This is a genomic window from uncultured Algibacter sp. (genome assembly GCF_947487605.1).
In the GTDB taxonomy this organism is placed as follows: domain Bacteria; phylum Bacteroidota; class Bacteroidia; order Flavobacteriales; family Flavobacteriaceae; genus Algibacter_D.
Genome location: NZ_CANKXK010000002.1, coordinates 14,200 through 35,175 on the forward strand (window position 1 = coordinate 14,200; position 20,976 = coordinate 35,175).

A 20,976-nucleotide genomic window follows, 5' to 3' on the forward strand; every position below is an offset into this window, starting at 1 on the left:
ATTAAATTTAATTTTTTCATTTCGTTTAAAATATTATATTTGTAACCATGTATAATGTTGTGTAATTTGGTTATGAAAAAATACTACTCCATCTCAGAAGTATCTGATATTCTTCAAAAAAGTACTGAAACCCTTCGTAGGTGGGATAATACTGGGAAATTACCAGCAACTAGAGAACCTATAAGTAACTATAGAATTTACAAAAAGGAACAGCTGGAATTATTCCCCAAATTCAATGAATTTATAAATAAAGACGGCTTTATTGGTAATAAGGAAATTCCAAATAAAAAGTTTTCTGTATTAGAATTATTTGCTGGAGCTGGTGGTTTAGGTTTAGGGTTGGAAAAAGCGGGATTATCATGTGTTGCATTAAACGAAATTGATAAATGGGCTTGTGAAACATTACGCCAAAACAGACCCAATTGGAATGTTTTAGAAGGAGACATTAAAAATTTCAATTTTTCAAAATATGAAAATGAAATAGATATTGTAACAGGAGAGTTTCCTTGTCAGGCTTTTAGTTATGCTGGTAAAAAGTTAGGATTAAACGATACAAGAGGTACTTTGTTTTATGAATTTGCAAGAGTTGTCAATGAAGTGAAGCCAAAGATTTGCCTAGGTGAAAATGTTAAAGGCCTTTTGAGCCACGAAAAAGGTAAAACACTTGAAGGTATGATTTCTGTTTTAGATGAAATTGGTTATAATGTTGTTTCTCCCGTTCAAGTTTTAAAAGCTATTAATTATAATGTTCCACAAAAGAGGGAGCGTCTAATTTTAATTGGAGTTAGAAAAGATATTGATTTAAAATATAATTATCCGCTACCCTATAATACTATTTACAATCTAAGTGATGCTCTCAAAAAAGGAAAACTTTTTGATTCTGATGTTCCAAAATCTGAAGGTTCAAAATACCCTAAGCACAAAAAAGATATACTAGATTTAGTACCTCAAAAAGGCTATTGGAGAGATTTACCGCTTGATATTCAAAAAGAATACATGCAAAAAAGTTTTTATTTAGGTGGAGGAAAAACAGGAATGGCAAGACGTATTGGTTGGGATGAACCTTGTTTAACACTAACATGTAGCCCTGCTCAAAAGCAAACCGAACGCTGTCACCCAGAAGAAACAAGACCTTTTACTGTTAGAGAATATGCAAGAATTCAAACTTTTCCAGATGATTGGGTTTTTAGCGGTTCTATATCTCAACAATATAAACAAATTGGTAATGCTGTACCTGTGAATTTAGCCAAAGAAATAGGCTATTCTTTAGTGAAATTTTTAAATAAATATTATGAGAATGAAAATAAAGAAGAACCTTCAACTTCTTTAGCTAATGCAGTATAACCTATTTTAAAAAAGTCCTCAGTATCAATATTTATTATCATAGTATCTAACTCACCGACTAGTTTTTCATAAAAATCAGGATATCCAGTTAATCTATGCCAAAACTCCTTACCAATAATTACTGAATGTTTTTCATCAATCTTCTTGTAATGTTGACTTAATTGAGAAGTTTCTCCATAGAGTACTCCTAAAACTAAATCACTATTATTTAAATTAATCGCATTTGTTCTTGCTAGATTAGCAACTGTAGAAAACTTTCTTAAAAGGGGATTGACATCCTCAGAATTAATAGTATTTGGTCCAGATTTTAATTGACACCATTTTTTTCTGTTATCAATCTTATCAATAAATTCGATATCCATCCCTTTTATTAATGACCCATTAGCTAGATTTAATTCAACAAACATATTCTGAATTCTAGTCCCGAATGGGGTATTTATAGAAGTTCCTAAAACCCTAGGGTAATAAAGTGCTTTTGCAATTCCTAGTGGCGTAAAATCATCTTCAAGTATTTTTGATAAATACTTAACAACAATGGGGTTTATTTTATATGATTTTAATTTTGAATGTGTAGCTAAAACATTCTTTTTATGATTTTCAAAAATATTTTCCTTAAAATAATCTTTGACAATAGTTAATAATTCAATTTCATTCATTTATCAAATATAACTTTTTCAAAACAAAAATAGATATTATTTCTTACATTGTAATTTTAACAAAAGCCCTTTATTCGCAGGTATCTTTATGGCAAAACACAACGAACTCGGTAAAAAAGGCGAACAACTCGCAGTAGATTTTCTTCTGAAAAACAACTATGAAATTGTTGAACGTAACTACCGTTTTGATAAAGCCGAAGTTGATATTATTGCTAAAAAAGATGATATTTTAGCCATTATTGAAGTTAAAACACGATCTACAGCAGATTTTGGAGATCCTCAAGATTTTGTAAAACCTAAACAAATTCAGCGTTTGGTAAAAGCGGTTGACGAATATGTAACCGTAAACGATTTAGATGTTGAAGTTCGTTTTGATATTATTGCCATTGTAAAAGAAGGTAAAGGTTTTAACATCGAGCATCTAGAGAATGCTTTTTATCATTTTTGAAAGACAGAAATAAGCTTGGTATAACAAACTTAATTTTCAACATGCGCTTCTTGAAAAAATTTTATTAAGGCTTCAAAATCCACAGGTTTTGAAACTATTTTTTTGTCCTTGTCTAAAATAAAATACGTTGGCGTAGATGTAACACCATAAGCATCTCCAATTTCGTTGTCCCATTTTCCTTCGCCATAAACATGAATAAATTCAGGGTAATCATAGGTTAAATTTTTCCAACCATATGGTTCATCTTCCAAACCAATAGCAACGACTTTCATTTCATCTTTTTCACGTGATTTTATGAAATTTTGAAGTTGTGGAACCTCATCTAAACAATGTGAGCAAGTACTACTCCAAAATACTATAATATAATTTTCAGCACCTTTTAAAGCCGTTAACTTTTTTGTAACTTCTTTGTCTTTTTCCTTTATTTTGAGATCAAAATCTGGAGCAATAGCACCTTTGGAAAGATTTTGATATAGTATTAATGCTTGTAAAAGTTCTTGATCATTCAACGATACAGCAACATCCATTAAATAATTTTCAGCGATATAGTTAGAGACAGATTCATGTCCTAAATCAGACATCTGTTGCCATAAATCAAATAATAAAATACGTTGTACTTCTTTTGGAGCCGTTTTCATGTGTTCAAAAACCACATCAATATTTTTCTTATAAACTGATAATTCATCTTCTGAATTTGCAGACATTCCAAACACATAGTTAAGCATTTTTTCTTCTAAAAAACTAGAACATTGAAGTATGGGATTACTAAAATCTACATTATCAAAAAAGTGTTTTTCTAAGTTTTTGATATACGTTTTTACATCTTCAACTTTTTTTGGTATGTATGGTTTATTAGCTTTTATAAAATCCAATGCCATACTGCCTTTTGCTGCTTTTTCAAAATTAGATTGTGTCTCGCGTTGCGTTTTAAAAATAGCTTTAAGCGCAAGAGTATCTTTACTTTCTTTACTAAAATAGTTACCAATACTTTGTGTAACCATAGACATGCTATTGGTGTAAGACGCCAATAGTTTATTAGGATTAGATTTTTTAAAATCAACACCAGTTTCTGCCATAAATGTTAATTCAACATCTTCTTTTCCGTTGTACATGATGTCGAAATTATAATCTTCCTGTGGTACCGCATAAACCAATCTATACATGCCCTTTGTTGCTGTAGAATCCAACTCAAACTCAAAACTTCCGTCTTCAGCAATTTCTGCATTTGTAACATAATCTGATATGGTTGGCCCTACCTTATACAACAACGCAAAATTATAATCCTTTGCTGGATAGAAAACACCTTTAATTTTATGTTGAGCAAGCATTAAAGTTGGTGCTAAAAGTGTTAAAAAAAGTAGTCGTTTCATGTGTTGTGTATTCTGTATTTAAAAATCAATAATCAAGCCACAATAGGTTTTAAAGCCTCTAAAGCTTGTTTTACTGTTTTTATGTTTTCAAAAGTTAGCATTAAACGCAAACCTGTTCGGGTTTGCTTCTCTTTCATCTTACAAGCTTTTGGATGTGTTTGTACAAACTGCAAGACTTTGGTAAAACTAGCGCTTTGATAAAAACGACTTTGTTGGTCGTTTATAAAATAACCAATCAGTTTCCCTTGTTTCATGATTATTTTTTCAAATCCAATTTTAGTTGCTAACCACTTTATTTGGACACTATTTAATAAATCGGTCACTTGTTTTGGTAATTCTCCAAAACGATCGATTAATTCTGACTCAAAGGTAGTTAATTCTTCTTCGGTTTTTATGTTATTAAGTTGTGTATAAAGGCTTAATCGTTCAGCTATATTATTGACGTAATTGTCTGGAAATAAGAGCTCAAAATCAGAATCAATCGTGACATCTTTCACATAAACTTTATCTGCTTCATCCTCATTATACAAGTCCTTAAATTCGTTCTCTTTAAGTTCTTCAATCGCTTCATTTAGAATTTTCTGGTAGGTATCAAATCCTATTTCATTTATGAAACCACTTTGTTCTCCACCTAATAAATCACCTGCACCACGAATTTCTAAATCTTTCATGGCAATGTTAAAGCCGCTTCCTAATTCTGTAAACTGCTCCAAAGCTGTAATTCGTTTTCTGGCATCATCTGTCATTGCAGAATATTCAGGCGTAATAAAATAACAGAATGCTTTTTTATTGCTACGCCCTACACGACCTCGCATTTGGTGTAAATCGCTCAAACCAAAGTTATTGGCATTATTTATAAAAATGGTGTTAGCATTAGGGACATCCAATCCGCTTTCTACAATCGTAGTACTTACTAAAACATCAAACGCACCATCCATAAAAGCGAGCATCAACTGTTCTAATTTTTTACCATCCATTTGTCCATGTCCAATACCAATTTTAGCATCTGGAACCAAACGTTGAAGCATGCCTGCAACCTCTTTGATGTTTTCTATACGGTTATGAATAAAGAAAATTTGTCCGCCACGTTGAATTTCATAACTCACGGCATCTCTTATGGTTTCCTCACTAAAACGAATCACATGACTTTCAATGGGATATCGGTTTGGAGGGGGTGTGGTAATAACTGACAAATCGCGAGCTGCCATTAAACTAAACTGCAAGGTTCTTGGGATTGGCGTTGCGGTTAAAGTCAATACATCCACATTATCTTTTAAAGTCTTTAGTTTTTCTTTTACAGCTACACCAAATTTTTGCTCTTCATCAACAATAAGTAACCCCAAATCTTTGAATTTCACATTTTTGTTAACGAGTTGGTGGGTACCAATTATAATATCTACTTTCCCAGATTCTAGTCCTTCTAAAGTTTCTCGTTTTTCTTTGGCAGTTCTAAAACGGTTTACATAATCTACAGTAACAGGAAAATCTTTTAAACGCGCTTTGAATGTTCTAGAATGTTGATATGCTAAAATGGTAGTTGGTACCAAAACTGCCACTTGTTTGCCATTATCTACGGCTTTAAAAGCGGCACGAATAGCAACTTCTGTTTTACCAAAGCCTACATCACCACAAACGAGTCTGTCCATTGGGCGTTCACTTTCCATATCGGCTTTAATATCTGCGGTTGCAGTACTTTGGTCGGGAGTATCCTCGTAAATAAAAGAGGCTTCCAACTCGTGTTGCATATAACTATCTGGATTGTATTGAAAGCCTTTTTCGGTTTTACGTTTTGCGTAGAGTTTTATTAAGTTAAATGCGACGTGTTTTACACGGGCTTTTGTTTTTTGTTTTAGGGTTTTCCAAGCGTTACTCCCTAATTTGTAAATCTTAGGAGGTTTCCCATCTTTACCGTTAAACTTAGTAATTTTGTGTAGTGAGTGAATACTTAAATACAGCACATCCCGCTCGCCATAAATCAATTTTATAGCTTCTTGCTTTTTACCTTCTACATCAATTTTTTGAAGCCCACCAAAACGCCCAATACCATGATCGATATGTGTAACATAATCGCCAATATCGAGATTTGTAAGTTCTTTTAGAGTGATGGCTTGCTTTTTAGCGTAGCCATTTTTAAGATGAAATTTATGATACCGTTCAAAAATCTGATGATCGGTATAACAAACTATTTTGTTATCATGATCTACAAACCCTTGATGAAGTGAAAGTATTACAGTTTGATAGTCTTTAACATCCAATTTGGCATCATCAAAAATATCGTGAAAACGCTTTGCTTGTTGCTCGCTTACGCAGACGATGTAATTGGTGTAGCCTTTTTCTTGATTGCTATTTAAGTCTTCTATCAACAAATTGAATTGTTTGTTGAATGCAGGTTGTGGGGTGGTGTTAAAAACTATTTCGTCATTACGAGGAGCTTGCGACGTGGTAATCTCATCCATTGAAATAGATTGCGACGTTTCACTCGCAATGACGTTTGTATTAAAAACAGAAGAACTCCCAAATTCAATAATTGAGAAATCTAATAATTGCTTTTTTAGTAATGCTGAATTACAAAATAATTCGTGAGGTTCGGCATGTTTAATATCTTCTGAAAGGGCTTTAAAAGCATCTTCGGCTTTGGTGTAAAAATCGTCGATTCTTGAAAAGAGTAAATCGGCATTTTTTAAACAGACAACTGTTTTTTGGGCAATATATTTTAGAAAACTTTGGCGTTTTTCTTCTACTAATTTATTGGCAACATTTGGGATGATGTTGATTTTTTTAATCTGCTCGATGGATAATTGCGTTTCTACATCAAACGTTCTGATACTATCGACTTCATCACCAAAAAACTCAATTCTGTAAGGTTCATCATGTGAAAATGAAAACACATCTACAATACCGCCTCGTACTGAAAACTCGCCAGGTTCGGTAACAAAATCGACACGCTTGAATTTGTATTCGAATAACATTTCGTTTACAAAATCAATAGACAGGCTATCATTTACACCAACTTTAAGTGTATGGCGCTCTAGCTCTTTTCTAGTTACTACTTGCTCAAAAAGTGCATCGGGGTAAGTAACAATTAAGGCAGGTTTTTTTTGTGAATTTATCCGGTTTAAAACCTCTGCGCGTAATAACACATTAGCATTATCTGTTTCTTCTATATCGTAAGGCCTGCGGTAGCTTCCTGGGTAGAACAACACATCTTTTTCGCTCAATAATTGTTCTAAATCGTTTAGGTAATGTGCCGCTTCCTCTTTATCATTAAACACTAATAAAAATGGCTTTTCGGCGGTTTTAAAAAGACTTGAGATTACAAATGAAAACGAAGAACCTACAAGGCCTTTTACATGTGTTTTTGTTCCAGTTTGGGCAATAGTATTTTGCAGATTTTGCGTTTGCAAAGCCTGTAAATAGGTTTGAGAGATAGTAGATTTACTCACCTAATTTTGTCTTGAGGTGCAAATATAGGGTTTAGACTCCTTTTATTTTACGGCGAATACACAAATATTTGTAGCAATTTAGAAATTAGTTCTGTATTTGGTTAGTGATTGAAGCGGCATCCTTTTAAAAGAGAAATACTATCAATTTGTTGATAAACTTGAAACAGACAGATTGTTACAAGCGTTCCTCGCTCATAATGCCATTTTAAAAATATATAGCCTTTCGACTTGGCTCAAGATAAATTCCAAGCCCGACCTTTAGGGAACGCCCAACTTCTTGATACAATTCCGATAAAAAAATCAAATTCACTCAAAATAACATCTCTTTTATTTTATAATATGAGTTTAAAATCTTAAAAAAAATATGTAGGTTTGCAGCACTAAAAAAAGTAAAATATATGTCGTTTTCAGATTTATTTGATAGTGGGTTTAAAAAGCGTAACGAGAGCCATTTTGCAGCAATTGTTCGAGTGGCAATGGCTGATGGTGTGATTACCGATGATGAAAAACTGTTTTTGGACAGATTAGCACAACGTTTAGAGATTGGTGAAAATGATTATAAGTCTATATTAAAGAATTATCTATCACACCCAATAAATCCGCCAGTATCTTACGATTTGCGTTTGGAGCGTTTATATGATTTAGTACGTATGATCCATGTGGATACCATTACAGGGGAACCAGAAATGTTGCTTCTAAAAAAGATTGCTGTTGGACTTGGGTTTCATGCGGTAAATGTAAAATACATAATTGATAAAGCATTAACGCTGGTTAGTAATGGTGCTGATTTAGATGATTTTGTGGACCAAATAAAGAATATGAATAGATAAACTATTAAAAAATCTATACTATTTAAAAGCGTCCAAGGAATTGGACGCTTTTTTTATTGAAAAAATTAAAAATATTTGAAACTAAATTTTAGAAACTAAAATACTAGGTATTGAAGAGTAAGCAACTGAGAGACAAACTTTTGCACAATAACTCGAGTATCCGTTAAAAAAACGGACAGGAATTATATTATTTAAATTTCAATATAACTATTTGATTATCAATAAATTAATATCATTTTTTGTTTGTTTTTTTAAAAATAGTTTTCATCTTTGCACCGCAGTTGTAATAAACTACTACTGAATAATAAAGGTTCTGAAACAAGTTCAGGATAAATAAAAAAAGAAGCCATGTTGAAACATCGTATAACATTTCAAGATTGGAGTGGTAACCCAGAGTTACTACTCAGGCTTCGGTATTTTTTGTAGATTACTTTCCACAGAAAAAAATCCGAAGCATATAAAACTGTTTCGGATTTTTTTATTTCAAAATATTAGTAAAATAGTCTGATTCGGTTTTAAGAGCCCATATAATATGTGCTTTTAAATCAAAAAATCATTTAATAAAAACGAAAATGGAAAATAATTTACATAACATCTATTTGTTTCGTGCTATAGAAGCTTACCCATACGAATTGGCTAAGGCTATTGAGGCTTTAAACTACGCTCTATCTTATGAGCCAAATAATGTAAAAGCATTATGCTTAATGGCTAAAGTGCAAAGTGAACAACTTGGAAACTATAAAGCTGCTAAAGAGTATTATGAAAATGCTTTAGCCATAAATATGGATAATCCAGATATCTATCCAGAATTTATTAGGTTTTTGGTTAATAGTCATGATTTTGACGAAGCACAAAAGTTAATAGACTTTGCAATAAACGTTAAAGGGATTGATAAAGCTGGAATTAAATTAGCGCAAGGTTATTTATATGAAGCTTTGAGTGAATTTGAAAAAGCTGAAGACGCTTTAAAAGAGGCCAAAATGTTTGGACTGAATAGCGAGTTTGATTACTTCGTAGATGAAGTCATTGCGCGTGTAAGCAAAAAACGTAAGCTTCAAAACAATAAGAATCGAGTCAAAGAACCTGTTGAAAAAAAGGAGGTAGAAGCGACAAGCAACAACTGGTTTAAAAACCGATTGAATAATTTATTGTAAGTAGAATTGAAGGCTATTAGTCTTTTTGTTTATATAGTCTTTGGGCGTAACCCCGCTTTTGGGCGGGGTCGCGCTTTCACTACTCGCTCTTTTCAAGGAGCTCAAACATACCGTTCAATCGCTTACGCGGGTGTACTTGCTAACAATGTAAATAAAATCAAAGCTATATGGTTTCTAAAAATTCAAGCATTTAAAAAACACAATTTCCTACCTTTGAAACCCTATGAACGATTATTTTAAATCCATTATTTTACAAAAAACTGGCGCATCCTCTCTAGCTGAAAAAGAAGTCATTCAAGAATTATGGAGTGGTTATGGTAAAATTATACGTATTGATTTAGAAAATTCCCCTTTAGAAAGTGTTGTGGTTAAACATGTACAATTACCTAGAAGCCAAAATCATCCTAGAGGATGGCATACCGATATTGGGCATCAACGAAAATTAAAATCATACGAAGTTGAAACCACTTGGTATAAGCGTTATACTAAAACTAGTATGGCACGTTTACCAAGGTGTTTTGCTATTGAAAGTAAACATGATGAAACACTTATAGTGCTCGAAGATTTAGATAAAGCAGGTTTTCCATTACGAAAACAAAATGTAGCTTGGGAAGATATAGATACCTGTTTAAAATGGTTGGCACAATTTCATGCTAGCTATTTAGAAAAAGTTCCTGATGGACTTTGGAACGTTGGCACCTATTGGCATTTGGAAACTAGACCTCAAGAACTAGCCGTTTTACAAGATAAAGCATTGAAAAACGCAGCTGTTGCTATTGACAAAAAACTGAATAGCTGTAACTTTAAAACGTTTGTACATGGCGATGCAAAATTGGCAAACTTTTGTTTTTCTAAAAACGGACAAGTAGCAGGCGTAGATTTTCAATATGTTGGTGGTGGATGTGGTATGAAAGATGTCGCTTATTTTATTGGAAGTTGCCTTAATGAAAATGATTGTGAACGTTTGGAATCAAAACTATTAGACACTTATTTTACTTACTTACACGAAGCAATTGGTGAAAAAAATGAAACACTTGAAAACGAATGGCGTCCCTTATATCGTGTGGCGTGGGCAGATTTTCATAGGTTTTTAAAAGGCTGGAGCCCCGGCCATTGGAAAATTAATAGTTATAGTGAACGCATCACTGCCGAAGTCATTAAAAATCTATAATAATGGACTTACAACATTTAACAACTATTGCCATTGAAGCGGCACTTTCTGCTGGAAACATTATTCAGAAACACATGAATGAAGATGTGGTTGTAGAGAAAAAAGAAGGAGGCGTTAATTATGCATCTCAAGTAGTGACAAAAGTAGATCGTGAATGTGAACGTATTATTTTGTCTCATTTAATTCCTACATGCAAAGCTTTTGATATTGGTTTATTATCTGAAGAAACAAAAGATGATGGTAGCCGATTTAAAAAAGATTTCTTTTGGTGTATAGACCCTTTGGATGGCACACTAGCATTTATTAATAAACAACCAGGATTTTCAGTAGCTATTGCATTAGTTTCTAAAGAAGGTACGCCTGTAATTGGCGTTGTTTTTGATCCTAGTACTAAAACCCTATATCACGCTATAAAAGGAAAAGGTGCTTATAAAAATAAAACCCTTTGGAACATAAATAATAGTAATAACTATCTTACTTATCTAACTGATAAAAAATTAAACGACACACCTAATTCTGTCGAAATTCTACACATATTAAATAAACATAAAGCTGATTTAGGTTTAAACGGTATTAAAGAAATTTCTGGAGCAGGCGCAGTAATGAATGCTATTTTAGTTTTAGAAAAAGGACCAGCATGTTTTTTAAAACTCCCTAAAAAAGACCTTGGTGGTGGTAGTATTTGGGACTTTGCTGCTACAGCTTGTATTTATCAAGAACTAGGTTTACCTGCAACAAACTTTAAAGGACAAGTATTAGATTTGAATAAAAAGGATGGTACTTTTATGAATCATCAAGGGGTTTATTATTCTAATTTAATTTGAATTCATCTTGACGTTTTCTATTTCCTAAAGGTAGGTTGTTCTTAGAATTGTTGTCATTCCTGCGCAGGAATTACAGAACGTTTTTATTTATACAACTTTAACTGAATACGCTTTCGAGCAACATCAACCTCTAAAACCTTTACTATAATTTGCTGATGTAAACTAACATGGGCATTCACATCTTTTACAAAACTATCCGATAGATTGGATACATGAATTAAGCCACTTTCTTTAATCCCTAAATCTACAAAACAGCCAAAATTGGTAATATTATTGACGATACCTGGAAGTAATTGACCTTCTCGTAAATCGTTAATGGTTTTTATATTTTGATTGAATGTAAATACTTTGGCTTGCTCTCGAATATCTAAACCTGGTTTTTCTAATTCTTTTATAATGTCTTCAAGCGTCAATAAACCAACGGATTCAGTACAATACTTTTTTAAATCTATTTTTTGAAGCACGTCTTTATTCCCAATTAAGTTGTCCACAGACTTTCCTAAATCTTTTGCCATTTTAGTAACGATGGCATAACTTTCAGGGTGAACCGCAGAATCATCTAAAGGGTTTTTAGGGGCTTTAATTCTTAAAAAAGCGGCCCCTTGTTCAAAGGCTTTTCCACCTAAACGGGGTACGTTTTTAATGGCTGCCCTTGAAGTAAAAGCACCATTTTCATTTCTGTAATTGAAAATATTTTCGGCCAGTTTTGGGCCTATTCCAGACACGTAACTTAATAAACTTTTACTTGCAGTGTTTATATTTACGCCTACTGAGTTTACACAATTTTCAACAACAACATCCTATTGTTTTTGAAGTTTGGTTTGATCTACATCGTGTTGGTATTGCCCCACACCAATAGATTTAGCATCAATTTTTACTAATTCTGCCAAAGGGTCTTGTAAACGTCTTCCAATAGATACCGCCCCACGTACTGTTACATCATAATTTGGAAATTCTTCTCGTGCTATTTTTGATGCTGAATAGATACTTGCTCCTGCTTCGCTTACCACAAAAACCTGTAAATTGTTTTTAAAATGTACTTTTCTAATTAAGGCTTCGGTTTCTCTTGATGCAGTTCCGTTTCCAATAGCAATGGCTTCAATTTTATAGGCATCGCAAAGTGAACTTATTTTTTTCATTGCACCCGTACTGTCACTTTTTGGTGGATGCGGATAAATGGTTTCGTTATATTTTAATTGCCCTTGCGCATCTAAACACACTATTTTGCAGCCAGTTCTAAATCCAGGGTCTATTGCTAAAACTCGTTTTTCGCCTAATGGAGAACCTAACAACAATTGTTTCAAGTTTTTGGCAAATACGCTAATGGCAGACTCATCGGCTTTGTCTTTGGCTATTTGCATGGCTTCATTACTTAATGATGGCAACAATAAACGTTTATAAGCGTCTTTTATAGCTATTTCAATATGTTCTGCACACGCATTATTAGATCGGATAATTCTGTTTTCAATTTTGTCTAAAGCGCGGTCATCATCAATATTAATTTTTACACGTATAAACCCTTCTTTTTCTGCTCTTAATATGGCTAAAAGTCTATGTGATGGAATGCGATTTAAAGCTTCTTCCCAATCAAAATAATCCCTGAATTTTTGAGCATTTTCGTTTGTATTGAGTGCAGTCGTAGAATCGCCTTTTGTTTTTATTACTTTCGTGGAAATCATAGCAAAACGCTCTAATTGATAACGGATATTGTTCCGAATATCTGTACGCTCATTAATCCACTCTGCAATAATATGTCGCGCACCTTCTAGGGCGTCTTCAACAGAAACAACATCATTTTTTATATACTTATAGGCTATAGATGCAACATCATTAGCATTTTGAGACATGATGATTTTTGCCAAAGGTTCTAGCCCGTTTTGTCTTGCCTTTTCAGCTTTGGTTTTTCGGCTTTTCTTAAAAGGTAAATATAAATCTTCAAGTGTTGTTAAATCTTTGGTCGATTTATTTTTTGATTTAATTCTGATGTTAAAACCCCTTGCTCTTCTAAAGCTTTTAAAATGGCTTTTTTACGTTTTTCTAAAGCCTCAAATAGCTCTTTAAATTTTACAATATTGCCTATTTGAACTTCATCAAGATTTCCTGTACGCTCTTTTCTATAACGCGAAATAAATGGAATAGTACAATCTTCATTAAGTAACTGAATGGTGTTTTTTACTGAATTCTCAGGAAGCTGTGTTTGTTTGATTATATATTTTATCATTCGAGTATGAAGCTCTAAATTTTAATCAAATCTAATTAATTTAAGATTTATTTTAACTAAAAAGACCTGTCAGGTTTTTGAAACCTGACAGGTCTGAATTATATTTTCTTTAGATAAGACAGGAATTATAAGCATAGTCTTTAGTACGGTTCTATTTTATATTGAAATACAAAGGAAATAGAAACGAATTTAATCAAAAAGAATTCCTCGACGCTCTGTGTTGGGGTTTCCATTGAAATTGTCATTCCCGTGAAATCGAAGATTCATGAATCCAATGATTTAAATATGAATTAATGAATAAAACGGGAATCTAAATATAAAATTTTGATTTTTGACCATTAAAGGTCAAAATGAAACGCGCGAAATACCCCTATGGCTCTGCCTCGGGGATAGTATGTTTCAAGAAATTTTTTATTTGGAGTTGTTTAACCCTCCTAATTTCGATAAATCGAAATTGTCCTCCCTTTAAAACAAAGGGAGGAGCAAGTTCTAATTGTATTTTTTATTATTAACTAAAGTTTGGAATTAATAAGGAGCTAAAAGAAATCCGAAAAGTCTTTGGAGCAATTTAGCAAAGCATTTTTAAGCGACTTTCTTTATCAAATCAAAACAAGGGCATTTTTTGCACCGTTTGTTCTCACCTTTTTTAAATTTTTTACAGCAACTGTCTTTTACTTTCTTAGGAAGTTCTACCCCTAACTTTTGTAATTTCCTAATTGCTTTTTTTTGTTTCTTTTTTTTGCCCACAGTTGAAAATAACTAATCAAATCTGCGGACAAAAATAAGTTATTTTTATTAAATCTAAATAAGCTTAGTGTTAAAATTATTCTGGCGTATTGGTAGCTGCTGTTGTTACCGTAAGGTTTTCAATATCTCTATCAAATAAATACAGGCCACCTTTATCATCACCTATCATATTAATTTTATCAAGAATTGTTCGTGCTACGGCTTCTTCTTCTATTTGTTCAGCGACATACCATTGTAAAAAGTTATGTGTTGCATAATCTTTTTCTTGAAGCGAAATATGTACCAATTCATTGATGCTTTGAGACACAAATACTTCGTGTTCAAACAACTTTTCAAACATTTCTTTAAATGATTTGAAAGTTACATTTGGTGCTTTTAATTCTGAAATTTGAGCATGACCACCTCGTTCGTTTACAAACTTTACCAGTTTCAACATGTGTTCGCGCTCTTCATCAGATTGTGCATACATAAAATTTGAGACACCTTCCAATCCTTTAACCTCAGCCCAACATGCCATGGCTAAATATATTTGAGACGATTCAGCTTCTATTCTTATTTGATTATTTAATGCGTTTTGTATGGTTTTAGATAACATAGTATTCTGTTTTTTGTAAAGTTACAGATTTCTCTTGCTAATTTTAAAATCAAACAATAAAAAAAGGTTATCCTAAAATAGAATAACCCTTTTCTGCTATTAATCAATCTAAATACTACTGAACCGTAAGCGTATATTGTGGTGTTGGATTCAATGGGCAGAAATACACATATTCTCCTTTTTTCAACGTTGTTGCATTTGTTTTTTGTGTTTCTCCGTCTTTCACAACTTGAGTTACATATGCTGTTTTAATATGATTTTCTGGTTTACTGGCATCCTGTCCTTTTTTAACTAAAACTAAACCAACTTCTTTTGCTGCATGAATGTTTGCCACTTCAAACACATAAGTGCCTTCGCTAACAGTTAATGCTTTTTGAACAAATTCTCCTTTAGTTTGTTCTAAGGCAATTGTTTTTGCTGCCTTGTCCATCATTTTGTCTTGTGCATTTGAGTTGAATGTAAATGCCAATACGATTACTAAAATTGATACTACTTTTTTCATTTTAAATTTGATTTTTATTCCCGAGAAGTCGGAAATCTTGTTATTATTAAATTATGTTATTTAGACCTACAAGGTTTTAAAAACCTTGCAGGTCTGGGAATACTCTTAAACAGTTACAGCTCCTAAAGTTTGCGCCACTGGAAAATCAACAGGAACTTGTGTTGCGCTGTGTATGTAATTTGAAATGGTTTTATCACCTACTAAAGAAATTGTATCGATTAGGTTTCCTTTTGTATAACCAACATTAAAGAAGTTTTCTAATACGGCTTTATTTATCCTTCCTCTGTTTTCTGTAATGTTCTTAGCTAATCTTGCTAAAGCATCTAATTTATTGTCAAAAGAAGCTTTTCCCACTCTTAATTCTAAAATTTGCTCATCAGAAAAACCATTCATTTTTCCAATGGCAGTATGTGCGGATAAACAGTAAATACAGTTATTTACTTGACTTACTGCTAAATTCACTACCTCTTTTTCTTTAGCCGATAACGATGTTTTTGCGTTAGCAAAATTTAAATAGTTCTCTAAAGCTGTATCGCTATGCGCATAAGTGGCATATAAGTTTGGTACAAAACCTAAAGCTTTATGTAGGTTGTCAAAAATTGCTTGATTGTTTTCACTTACTTGGTCTCTTGTTGGTACATTAAATGTGCTCATAATTTTAAATTGTTTTTTTATTAATTTTTAGTTCTCGACTGCTCTCGAACTGACATTGTTTTTTCTTGGTACAAAGGTGCGGCTGTTATAAAGGTTAAACCATGTAGTTTATGCCTTTTGACTTGTCAATTTTTCCTTTATTGATTTAAACCTATTGTGTTAGAAGTAATATGTGGTTTTTCTGCATCACAATAGAAATCTGAAATATGATTTTGTTCGCAATGTGTTTTTGGAGAAATAGTGTTTAATACGTTTTTTCTTTTTCCTTTGAATATTTCAATTAAATTGAAAATAGATATGTGTTTTAAATTCATGACTTTGTTGTTTTAATTGTTGGGTACAAAGATGAATTAAAAAGAAGGGTGATAAAATGATGAGATTGCCTTATGGCTTGTCGATTTTTCCCTAATAGGTGTTTTAAAGATTAATGTCTGGTTGAGTCTTTCGACTTTACTTAAGATAGACTAAAGTTGAGACTTAATAACCTCTCGACTGCGCTCGAGGAGACATAAGAGAGGCTACAAACACCCCTAAAGCCCCCTCAAGAGTACATCACTCAATCATAAAAACCTAAGAAGCTTTTTTAAGTTGTTTTTTGAAGTCTGAAGGAGATAAGGACGTATGTTTTTTAAATAATCGGCTTAAATGCGAGGCATCTTCAAAGCCAACTTCATAAGCAATTTCTTTTGCTGTTTTTTCAGTATAGATTAATAAGCGTTTTGCTTCAAGAACAATACGCTCATGAATAATTTGCAGCGGACTCGTATTTAGTTTAGCAAAATTATTAGATAAGGTTTTTGGAGATTTAAAGAGCTTATCGGCATAAAACGATACGCTATGTTCGGTTTTAAAATGCGATTCTACTAGCATATTAAATTCGCGGAGCAAATCTATTTTGGTGTTTTTAGTTGTTTCAACAAAACCTTCTTTCGCTTTTAATAATCGTGTACCAATGATTATAAAACGCGCCATAAGCATGCGTAGCATTTCGGCTTGAATGGTGTCTTTAGTTTCAAATTCATCTAAAAAAACTTCGTGGAGTGTATTTAGTTTTCGGTTTTCTTTTTCATTTAATTCAATAATTGGGATATGCACGTTTCCGAAGAATAACAAACCAGCACAACTCACTTCTTGGTCGTGGTCTTTAATGCAATAAAACTCACGGTTAAATTGATACACTACTAAATCTTCACCTTCTAAAAATTGAAAATACTGAACCGTTGTTAATGTTAAAATACTATTAGGTTGGATGGTATAAGGTATGCTGTCAACAACAATTTCAGCTTTAGAATTAGTCGTTCTAATGAACGTGAATAAATCGGGTTGTTTTGAATCTTTATAGGGTTTTAGAAGTTCTTCATCTCCTATTTTAAGAATGGCATTGGTAGAGAATTCTGTGAATGTTTTTTGCATGTGGTTTCAGTCTTTTAATTAGACTAAACATTACATTTACTCTCAATTAAATCTTAATATAAAACAAAAAATCCTGTTTAAAAATAAACAGGATTTAAGAATTAGAATGTATTTTTTCTAATTGCCAGCTTTTTGTTTTGCATCCTCAATCATTTCTTCATTTGGCACTATAACAATATTTACACGTCTGTTTTTTGCGCGTCCTTCTGCTGTAGAATTATCATGCACAGGCTTCGTTTCTCCAAACCAATTAGTGGTTAAACGACCTGAGCTAATTCCATTCTGCTTTAAATAATTTGTAACAGAAGTGGCTCTATTTTTAGAAAGCGTCATATTGTAATCTGCTTCACCAGAACTATCTGTATGTCCAATTACTAATATATTTGTATCTGAGTTCTCCTTAAAAATAGCTGTTAATTTATTTAATGTTGATTGAGAAGCTGCATTAATATTATACTTATTAGTAGCAAAATATACACCACTTCCATCTTCAAAAGTTACCACAATACCTTGGTCAACACGTTCTACTTGAGCCCCTGGGATTTCATTCTCAATTTCTTGTGCTTGCTTATCCATTTTGCTTCCAATAAGTACACCAGCACCACCGCCAATAACACCACCAATAACGGCTCCTAATTCGCCATTACCACCTTTACCAACATTATTTCCAATTATAGCTCCTAAAATTGCACCACCTGTAGCTCCAATAACCGCACCTTTTTGTTTGTTATTAGCATTTTGTACTGGTTTGCAATTAGTGAAACTAGTCGTTAAAACTAAAGCTAAAACGATTATCCCTATCTTATTTAAAATTGTTTTCATTTTTTTATTATTTATTAAAGTTCATTGAAATTGTAAAAGGTTTACCATCGACAGATACGGTTTGTTGCCATTGCATTGCACTATCTGATAAAGATGTTAAACTCAATCTAAAACCTTGATTAGTTTCCGATTTATACTTCTCGTTTGTAGGCTTAAGCAGAAAATCGTATAGCCCTGTTTGAGGATCAATTTCTTGAATAGTAAATACAAAATTACGGTCTCCAGTTTTACAACTTGCACCGTTAATGGTATAAATACCCGTATTATTATTTGGAACAAATTGCCAAGTGCTACCTTCAAAACATGCTTTAGAGGCATCATTTAAAAGTGTTACATTATACGTGCCTGTTTTATCATAAGTTATGGAACTTAATGTCCATTCACCTTTAATTACTTTCTTGGATGCTCTTACAGTTTTTGATGTTCCACAGGAAGCTAGACCAATGGTTAGCAGTAAAATAATTATTTTTTTCATAAGTATAGAATTTAATAACCTTGTGTTAGATTTATCATTTCTTGCAATTAAGACACACATCTGTATTGAAGAGTCACAATTAATTTCAAGTTTTTTTATTGAACTTGAATTAATACATTATCACTATTAAAATTAACTTACCTGTAAGCCATTTCCAACTTTAGCATCGCCTGTACTGAGCGTGGTCGAAGTATCAGGATTCACAAACACCAATTTTCCATCAGGAGTTTCGGTCATTAAAATCATTCCTTGACTTTCAACACCTCGTAAAGCTCTTGGTGCTAGATTTACTAAAACGGTTACACGCTTACCAACAACTTCTTCGGCAGTAAAACTTTCGGCAATACCAGATACAATTGTTCTTGTGTCAATACCAGTGTCAACCTTTAACTTTAAAAGCTTTTTAGTTTTTGGCATTTTTTCGGCTTCTAAAATAGTACCAACTCGGATATCTAATTTGGTGAAGTCTTCAAAAGTAATTGTGTCCTTTTGAGGCTCTACGGTAGCATTGGCTATTTCGTTGGCTTTTTTGCTGGCTTCTAATTTATCCAATTGTTTTTGGATGGTTTCGTCTTCAATTTTAGAGAATAGTAATTCTGCTTTTCCTATTTGATGATTTGCAGGGAGTAATGCTTTTTTGGTTGAAACCTCATTCCATGACGTTTCTACTGTACTCGAAGACAGATTAAGAATGTTTTTCAACTTAGTAGAAGTAAATGGTAAAAAGGGCTCGCTTAAAGTGGCTAATGCCGATGCAATTTGAAGTGCTACATACATGATGGTTTTTGTACGTACTTCATCTTCTTTAATCACCTTCCAAGGTTCTGCATCTGCTAAATATTTATTACCTAATCGCGCTAAATTCATCAATTCTTGACCTGCTTCTCTAAAACGGTAACGCTCAATAGAACTAGCAATCACATCTGGGTAGGCTTTTACGGCTGCAAGTGTTTCTTCATCTACTGTATTAAAATTAGAAGGTTCTGGCACAATACCATCATAATATTTATTGGTTAAAACCACAACACGATTAATGAAATTCCCAAAAATGGCAACTAACTCATTATTATTTCTGGCTTGAAAATCTTTCCAAGTAAAGTCGTTATCCTTTGTTTCTGGTGCATTAGCATTTAAAGCATAGCGTAGTACATCTTGCTGACCAGGGAAATCTTCTAAATATTCTGGTAACCAAACCGCCCAATTTTTAGAGGTTGATAATTTGTTGCCTTCTAAATTTAAAAACTCATTTGCGGGCACATTTTCTGGTAGAATATAACTGCCTTCAGCTTTTAACATCGCTGGAAAGATGATGCAATGAAATACAATATTGTCTTTTCCAATAAAGTGTACTAGCTTGGTATCTTTATCTTTCCAGTATGGCTCCCAATTTTTTCCTTCTCGTTCAGCCCATTCTTTGGTTGAAGAAATATAGCCAATAGGGGCATCAAACCACACATAAAGTACTTTCCCTTCACCGCCTTCTGCTGGTACAGGGATTCCCCAATCTAAATCTCTGGTTACTGCTCTAGGACGTAATCCGTCATCAATCCACGATTTTACTTGTCCATATACATTAGGTTTCCAATCTTTTTTATGGCCTTCTAAAATCCATTCTTTTAAAAAGGCTTCGTGTTTATCTAAAGGTAAAAACCAGTGTTTTGTTTGTTTTAAAGTGGGTACATTTCCTGTAATTGCCGACTTAGGATTAATCAAATCGGTTGCATTGTGGCTGGTTCCGCAGTTTTCACATTGGTCGCCATAACTTTCTTCATTACCACACTTTGGGCATGTTCCTACTACAAATCGATCTGCTAAAAATTGATTTGCCTCAGCATCATATAACTGTTCTGAAGTTTCTTCAATAAACGCCCCTTTTTCATTTAAAGTTTTAAAAAACTCTGATGCCGTTTTATGATGAATTGGTGCTGATGTACGCGAATAATTATCATAAGTTATTCCAAAATCTTCAAATGATTTTTTAATAATGGCATGGTATTTATCAACAATATCTTGAGGAGAAACCCCTTCATTTTTAGCTTTAATGGTAATAGGGACACCATGCTCATCGCTTCCACCAATAAACGCCACATCATGTCCTGTTAAACGTAAATAGCGCGCATAAATATCGGCAGGAACGTAAACCCCCGCTAAGTGTCCAATATGAATTGGCCCGTTTGTATAAGGAAGTGCTGTAGTGATGGTGTAGCGTTTTGGTTTGTTCATTATGAAATTTTGAATTAATCGTCATTGCGAAATTTTTGATAAAAAATTGTGGTAATCTATATAATTTAAAAAGATTACCACGTC

17 protein-coding genes and 1 pseudogene are annotated in these 20,976 nt (G+C 33.0%); 6 read left to right on the top strand and 12 right to left on the bottom strand.

The features are described from left to right. The first annotated feature begins 66 nt into the window (after window positions 1-66). Window positions 67-1,344: a DNA (cytosine-5-)-methyltransferase gene (gene dcm, locus Q0739_RS02305; protein WP_298237406.1), complete on the top strand. Its 1,278-nt coding sequence runs from the start codon at window positions 67-69 to the stop codon at window positions 1,342-1,344. On the opposite strand, the gene Q0739_RS02310 is transcribed toward dcm, so the two are convergent. Next, a complete protein-coding gene (locus tag Q0739_RS02310) occupies window positions 1,290-2,000 on the bottom strand; it encodes a PmeII family type II restriction endonuclease (protein WP_298237084.1) in 711 nt (236 codons plus the stop codon). The genes dcm and Q0739_RS02310 overlap by 55 nt on opposite strands. Window positions 2,001-2,088: 88 nt before the next feature. Here Q0739_RS02310 and Q0739_RS02315 point away from each other — a divergent pair, with 88 nt between their 5' ends. Next, window positions 2,089-2,448 carry a YraN family protein gene (locus tag Q0739_RS02315; protein WP_298237085.1) on the top strand — a complete coding sequence of 120 codons (360 nt, stop codon included), beginning with the start codon at window positions 2,089-2,091 and terminating at the stop codon, window positions 2,446-2,448. Window positions 2,449-2,477: 29 nt separating this feature from the next. On the opposite strand, the gene Q0739_RS02320 is transcribed toward Q0739_RS02315, so the two are convergent. After that, window positions 2,478-3,818, bottom strand: a complete 1,341-nt coding sequence (locus Q0739_RS02320) for a TlpA disulfide reductase family protein (protein WP_298237086.1) — start codon at window positions 3,816-3,818, stop codon at window positions 2,478-2,480. Window positions 3,819-3,850: 32 nt separating this feature from the next. Beyond that, window positions 3,851-7,261: a transcription-repair coupling factor gene (gene mfd / locus Q0739_RS02325; RefSeq protein WP_298237087.1), complete on the bottom strand. Its 3,411-nt coding sequence runs from the start codon at window positions 7,259-7,261 to the stop codon at window positions 3,851-3,853. A 398-nt stretch (window positions 7,262-7,659) separates the two neighbouring features. Between mfd and Q0739_RS02330 the strand changes: the two genes are divergently transcribed. The 4 genes from Q0739_RS02330 (at window position 7,660) to Q0739_RS02345 (ending at window position 11,240) form a co-directional block, all read left to right on the top strand. Further along, complete coding sequence (locus tag Q0739_RS02330; RefSeq protein WP_298237088.1) at window positions 7,660-8,091, top strand: TerB family tellurite resistance protein; 432 nt, start codon at window positions 7,660-7,662, stop codon at window positions 8,089-8,091. A 572-nt stretch (window positions 8,092-8,663) separates the two neighbouring features. Beyond that, on the top strand, window positions 8,664-9,245 hold the full coding sequence (locus Q0739_RS02335; RefSeq protein WP_298237089.1) for a tetratricopeptide repeat protein: 582 nt from the start codon (window positions 8,664-8,666) through the stop codon (window positions 9,243-9,245). 223 nt (window positions 9,246-9,468) lie between these two features. After that, entirely contained in the window at window positions 9,469-10,416 is a 948-nt protein-coding gene (locus Q0739_RS02340) for an oxidoreductase family protein (RefSeq protein ID WP_298237090.1), read from the top strand. A 2-nt stretch (window positions 10,417-10,418) separates the two neighbouring features. Continuing rightward, complete coding sequence (locus Q0739_RS02345; RefSeq protein ID WP_298237091.1) at window positions 10,419-11,240, top strand: inositol monophosphatase family protein; 822 nt, start codon at window positions 10,419-10,421, stop codon at window positions 11,238-11,240. An 83-nt stretch (window positions 11,241-11,323) separates the two neighbouring features. On the opposite strand, the pseudogene Q0739_RS02350 reads toward Q0739_RS02345, so the two are convergent. From Q0739_RS02350 to metG, 9 genes and pseudogenes are all read right to left on the bottom strand, one after another. Next, window positions 11,324-13,461 (bottom strand): annotated as a pseudogene (locus tag Q0739_RS02350) (Tex family protein). An 823-nt stretch (window positions 13,462-14,284) separates the two neighbouring features. After that, window positions 14,285-14,803, bottom strand: coding sequence for a ferritin (locus Q0739_RS02355; RefSeq protein WP_298237092.1), 519 nt, complete (start codon window positions 14,801-14,803; stop codon window positions 14,285-14,287). 115 nt (window positions 14,804-14,918) lie between these two features. Continuing rightward, the gene (locus Q0739_RS02360) at window positions 14,919-15,305 is read right to left on the bottom strand and encodes a cupredoxin domain-containing protein (protein WP_298237093.1); all 387 of its coding nucleotides are present in this window, start codon (window positions 15,303-15,305) and stop codon (window positions 14,919-14,921) included. A gap of 105 nt (window positions 15,306-15,410) precedes the next feature. After that, complete coding sequence (locus Q0739_RS02365) at window positions 15,411-15,959, bottom strand: carboxymuconolactone decarboxylase family protein (RefSeq protein ID WP_298237094.1); 549 nt, start codon at window positions 15,957-15,959, stop codon at window positions 15,411-15,413. Window positions 15,960-16,096: 137 nt separating this feature from the next. Continuing rightward, entirely contained in the window at window positions 16,097-16,273 is a 177-nt protein-coding gene (locus Q0739_RS02370; RefSeq protein WP_298237095.1) for a hypothetical protein, read from the bottom strand. Window positions 16,274-16,529: 256 nt separating this feature from the next. Then, complete coding sequence (locus Q0739_RS02375; RefSeq protein ID WP_298237096.1) at window positions 16,530-17,372, bottom strand: helix-turn-helix transcriptional regulator; 843 nt, start codon at window positions 17,370-17,372, stop codon at window positions 16,530-16,532. Between the two features lie 117 nt (window positions 17,373-17,489). Next, on the bottom strand, window positions 17,490-18,194 hold the full coding sequence (locus tag Q0739_RS02380; protein ID WP_298237097.1) for an OmpA family protein: 705 nt from the start codon (window positions 18,192-18,194) through the stop codon (window positions 17,490-17,492). A gap of 7 nt (window positions 18,195-18,201) precedes the next feature. Further along, window positions 18,202-18,669, bottom strand: coding sequence for a lipocalin family protein (locus tag Q0739_RS02385; protein ID WP_298237098.1), 468 nt, complete (start codon window positions 18,667-18,669; stop codon window positions 18,202-18,204). A gap of 132 nt (window positions 18,670-18,801) precedes the next feature. Continuing rightward, window positions 18,802-20,892 (bottom strand): methionine--tRNA ligase, encoded by a 2,091-nt coding sequence (gene metG, locus Q0739_RS02390; RefSeq protein ID WP_298237099.1) that lies wholly within the window; start codon window positions 20,890-20,892, stop codon window positions 18,802-18,804. Window positions 20,893-20,976 lie beyond the last annotated feature (84 nt).

Bases quoted from the DNA above. Each gene is read 5' to 3' on its own strand.
- Q0739_RS02375 (WP_298237096.1), bottom strand. From the start codon at position 17,372: ATGCAAAAAACATTCACAGAATTCTCTACCAATGCCATTCTTAAAATA.
- Q0739_RS02380 (WP_298237097.1), bottom strand. From the start codon at position 18,194: ATGAAAACAATTTTAAATAAGATAGGGATAATCGTTTTAGCTTTAGTT.
- Q0739_RS02340 (WP_298237090.1), top strand. From the start codon at position 9,469: ATGAACGATTATTTTAAATCCATTATTTTACAAAAAACTGGCGCATCC.
- Q0739_RS02365 (WP_298237094.1), bottom strand. From the start codon at position 15,959: ATGAGCACATTTAATGTACCAACAAGAGACCAAGTAAGTGAAAACAAT.
- Q0739_RS02330 (WP_298237088.1), top strand. From the start codon at position 7,660: ATGTCGTTTTCAGATTTATTTGATAGTGGGTTTAAAAAGCGTAACGAG.
- Q0739_RS02385 (WP_298237098.1), bottom strand. From the start codon at position 18,669: ATGAAAAAAATAATTATTTTACTGCTAACCATTGGTCTAGCTTCCTGT.
- Q0739_RS02320 (WP_298237086.1), bottom strand. From the start codon at position 3,818: ATGAAACGACTACTTTTTTTAACACTTTTAGCACCAACTTTAATGCTT.
- Q0739_RS02355 (WP_298237092.1), bottom strand. From the start codon at position 14,803: ATGTTATCTAAAACCATACAAAACGCATTAAATAATCAAATAAGAATA.
- Q0739_RS02315 (WP_298237085.1), top strand. From the start codon at position 2,089: ATGGCAAAACACAACGAACTCGGTAAAAAAGGCGAACAACTCGCAGTA.
- Q0739_RS02310 (WP_298237084.1), bottom strand. From the start codon at position 2,000: ATGAATGAAATTGAATTATTAACTATTGTCAAAGATTATTTTAAGGAA.
- metG (WP_298237099.1), bottom strand. From the start codon at position 20,892: ATGAACAAACCAAAACGCTACACCATCACTACAGCACTTCCTTATACA.
- Q0739_RS02345 (WP_298237091.1), top strand. From the start codon at position 10,419: ATGGACTTACAACATTTAACAACTATTGCCATTGAAGCGGCACTTTCT.
- Q0739_RS02360 (WP_298237093.1), bottom strand. From the start codon at position 15,305: ATGAAAAAAGTAGTATCAATTTTAGTAATCGTATTGGCATTTACATTC.
- Q0739_RS02370 (WP_298237095.1), bottom strand. From the start codon at position 16,273: ATGAATTTAAAACACATATCTATTTTCAATTTAATTGAAATATTCAAA.
- Q0739_RS02335 (WP_298237089.1), top strand. From the start codon at position 8,664: ATGGAAAATAATTTACATAACATCTATTTGTTTCGTGCTATAGAAGCT.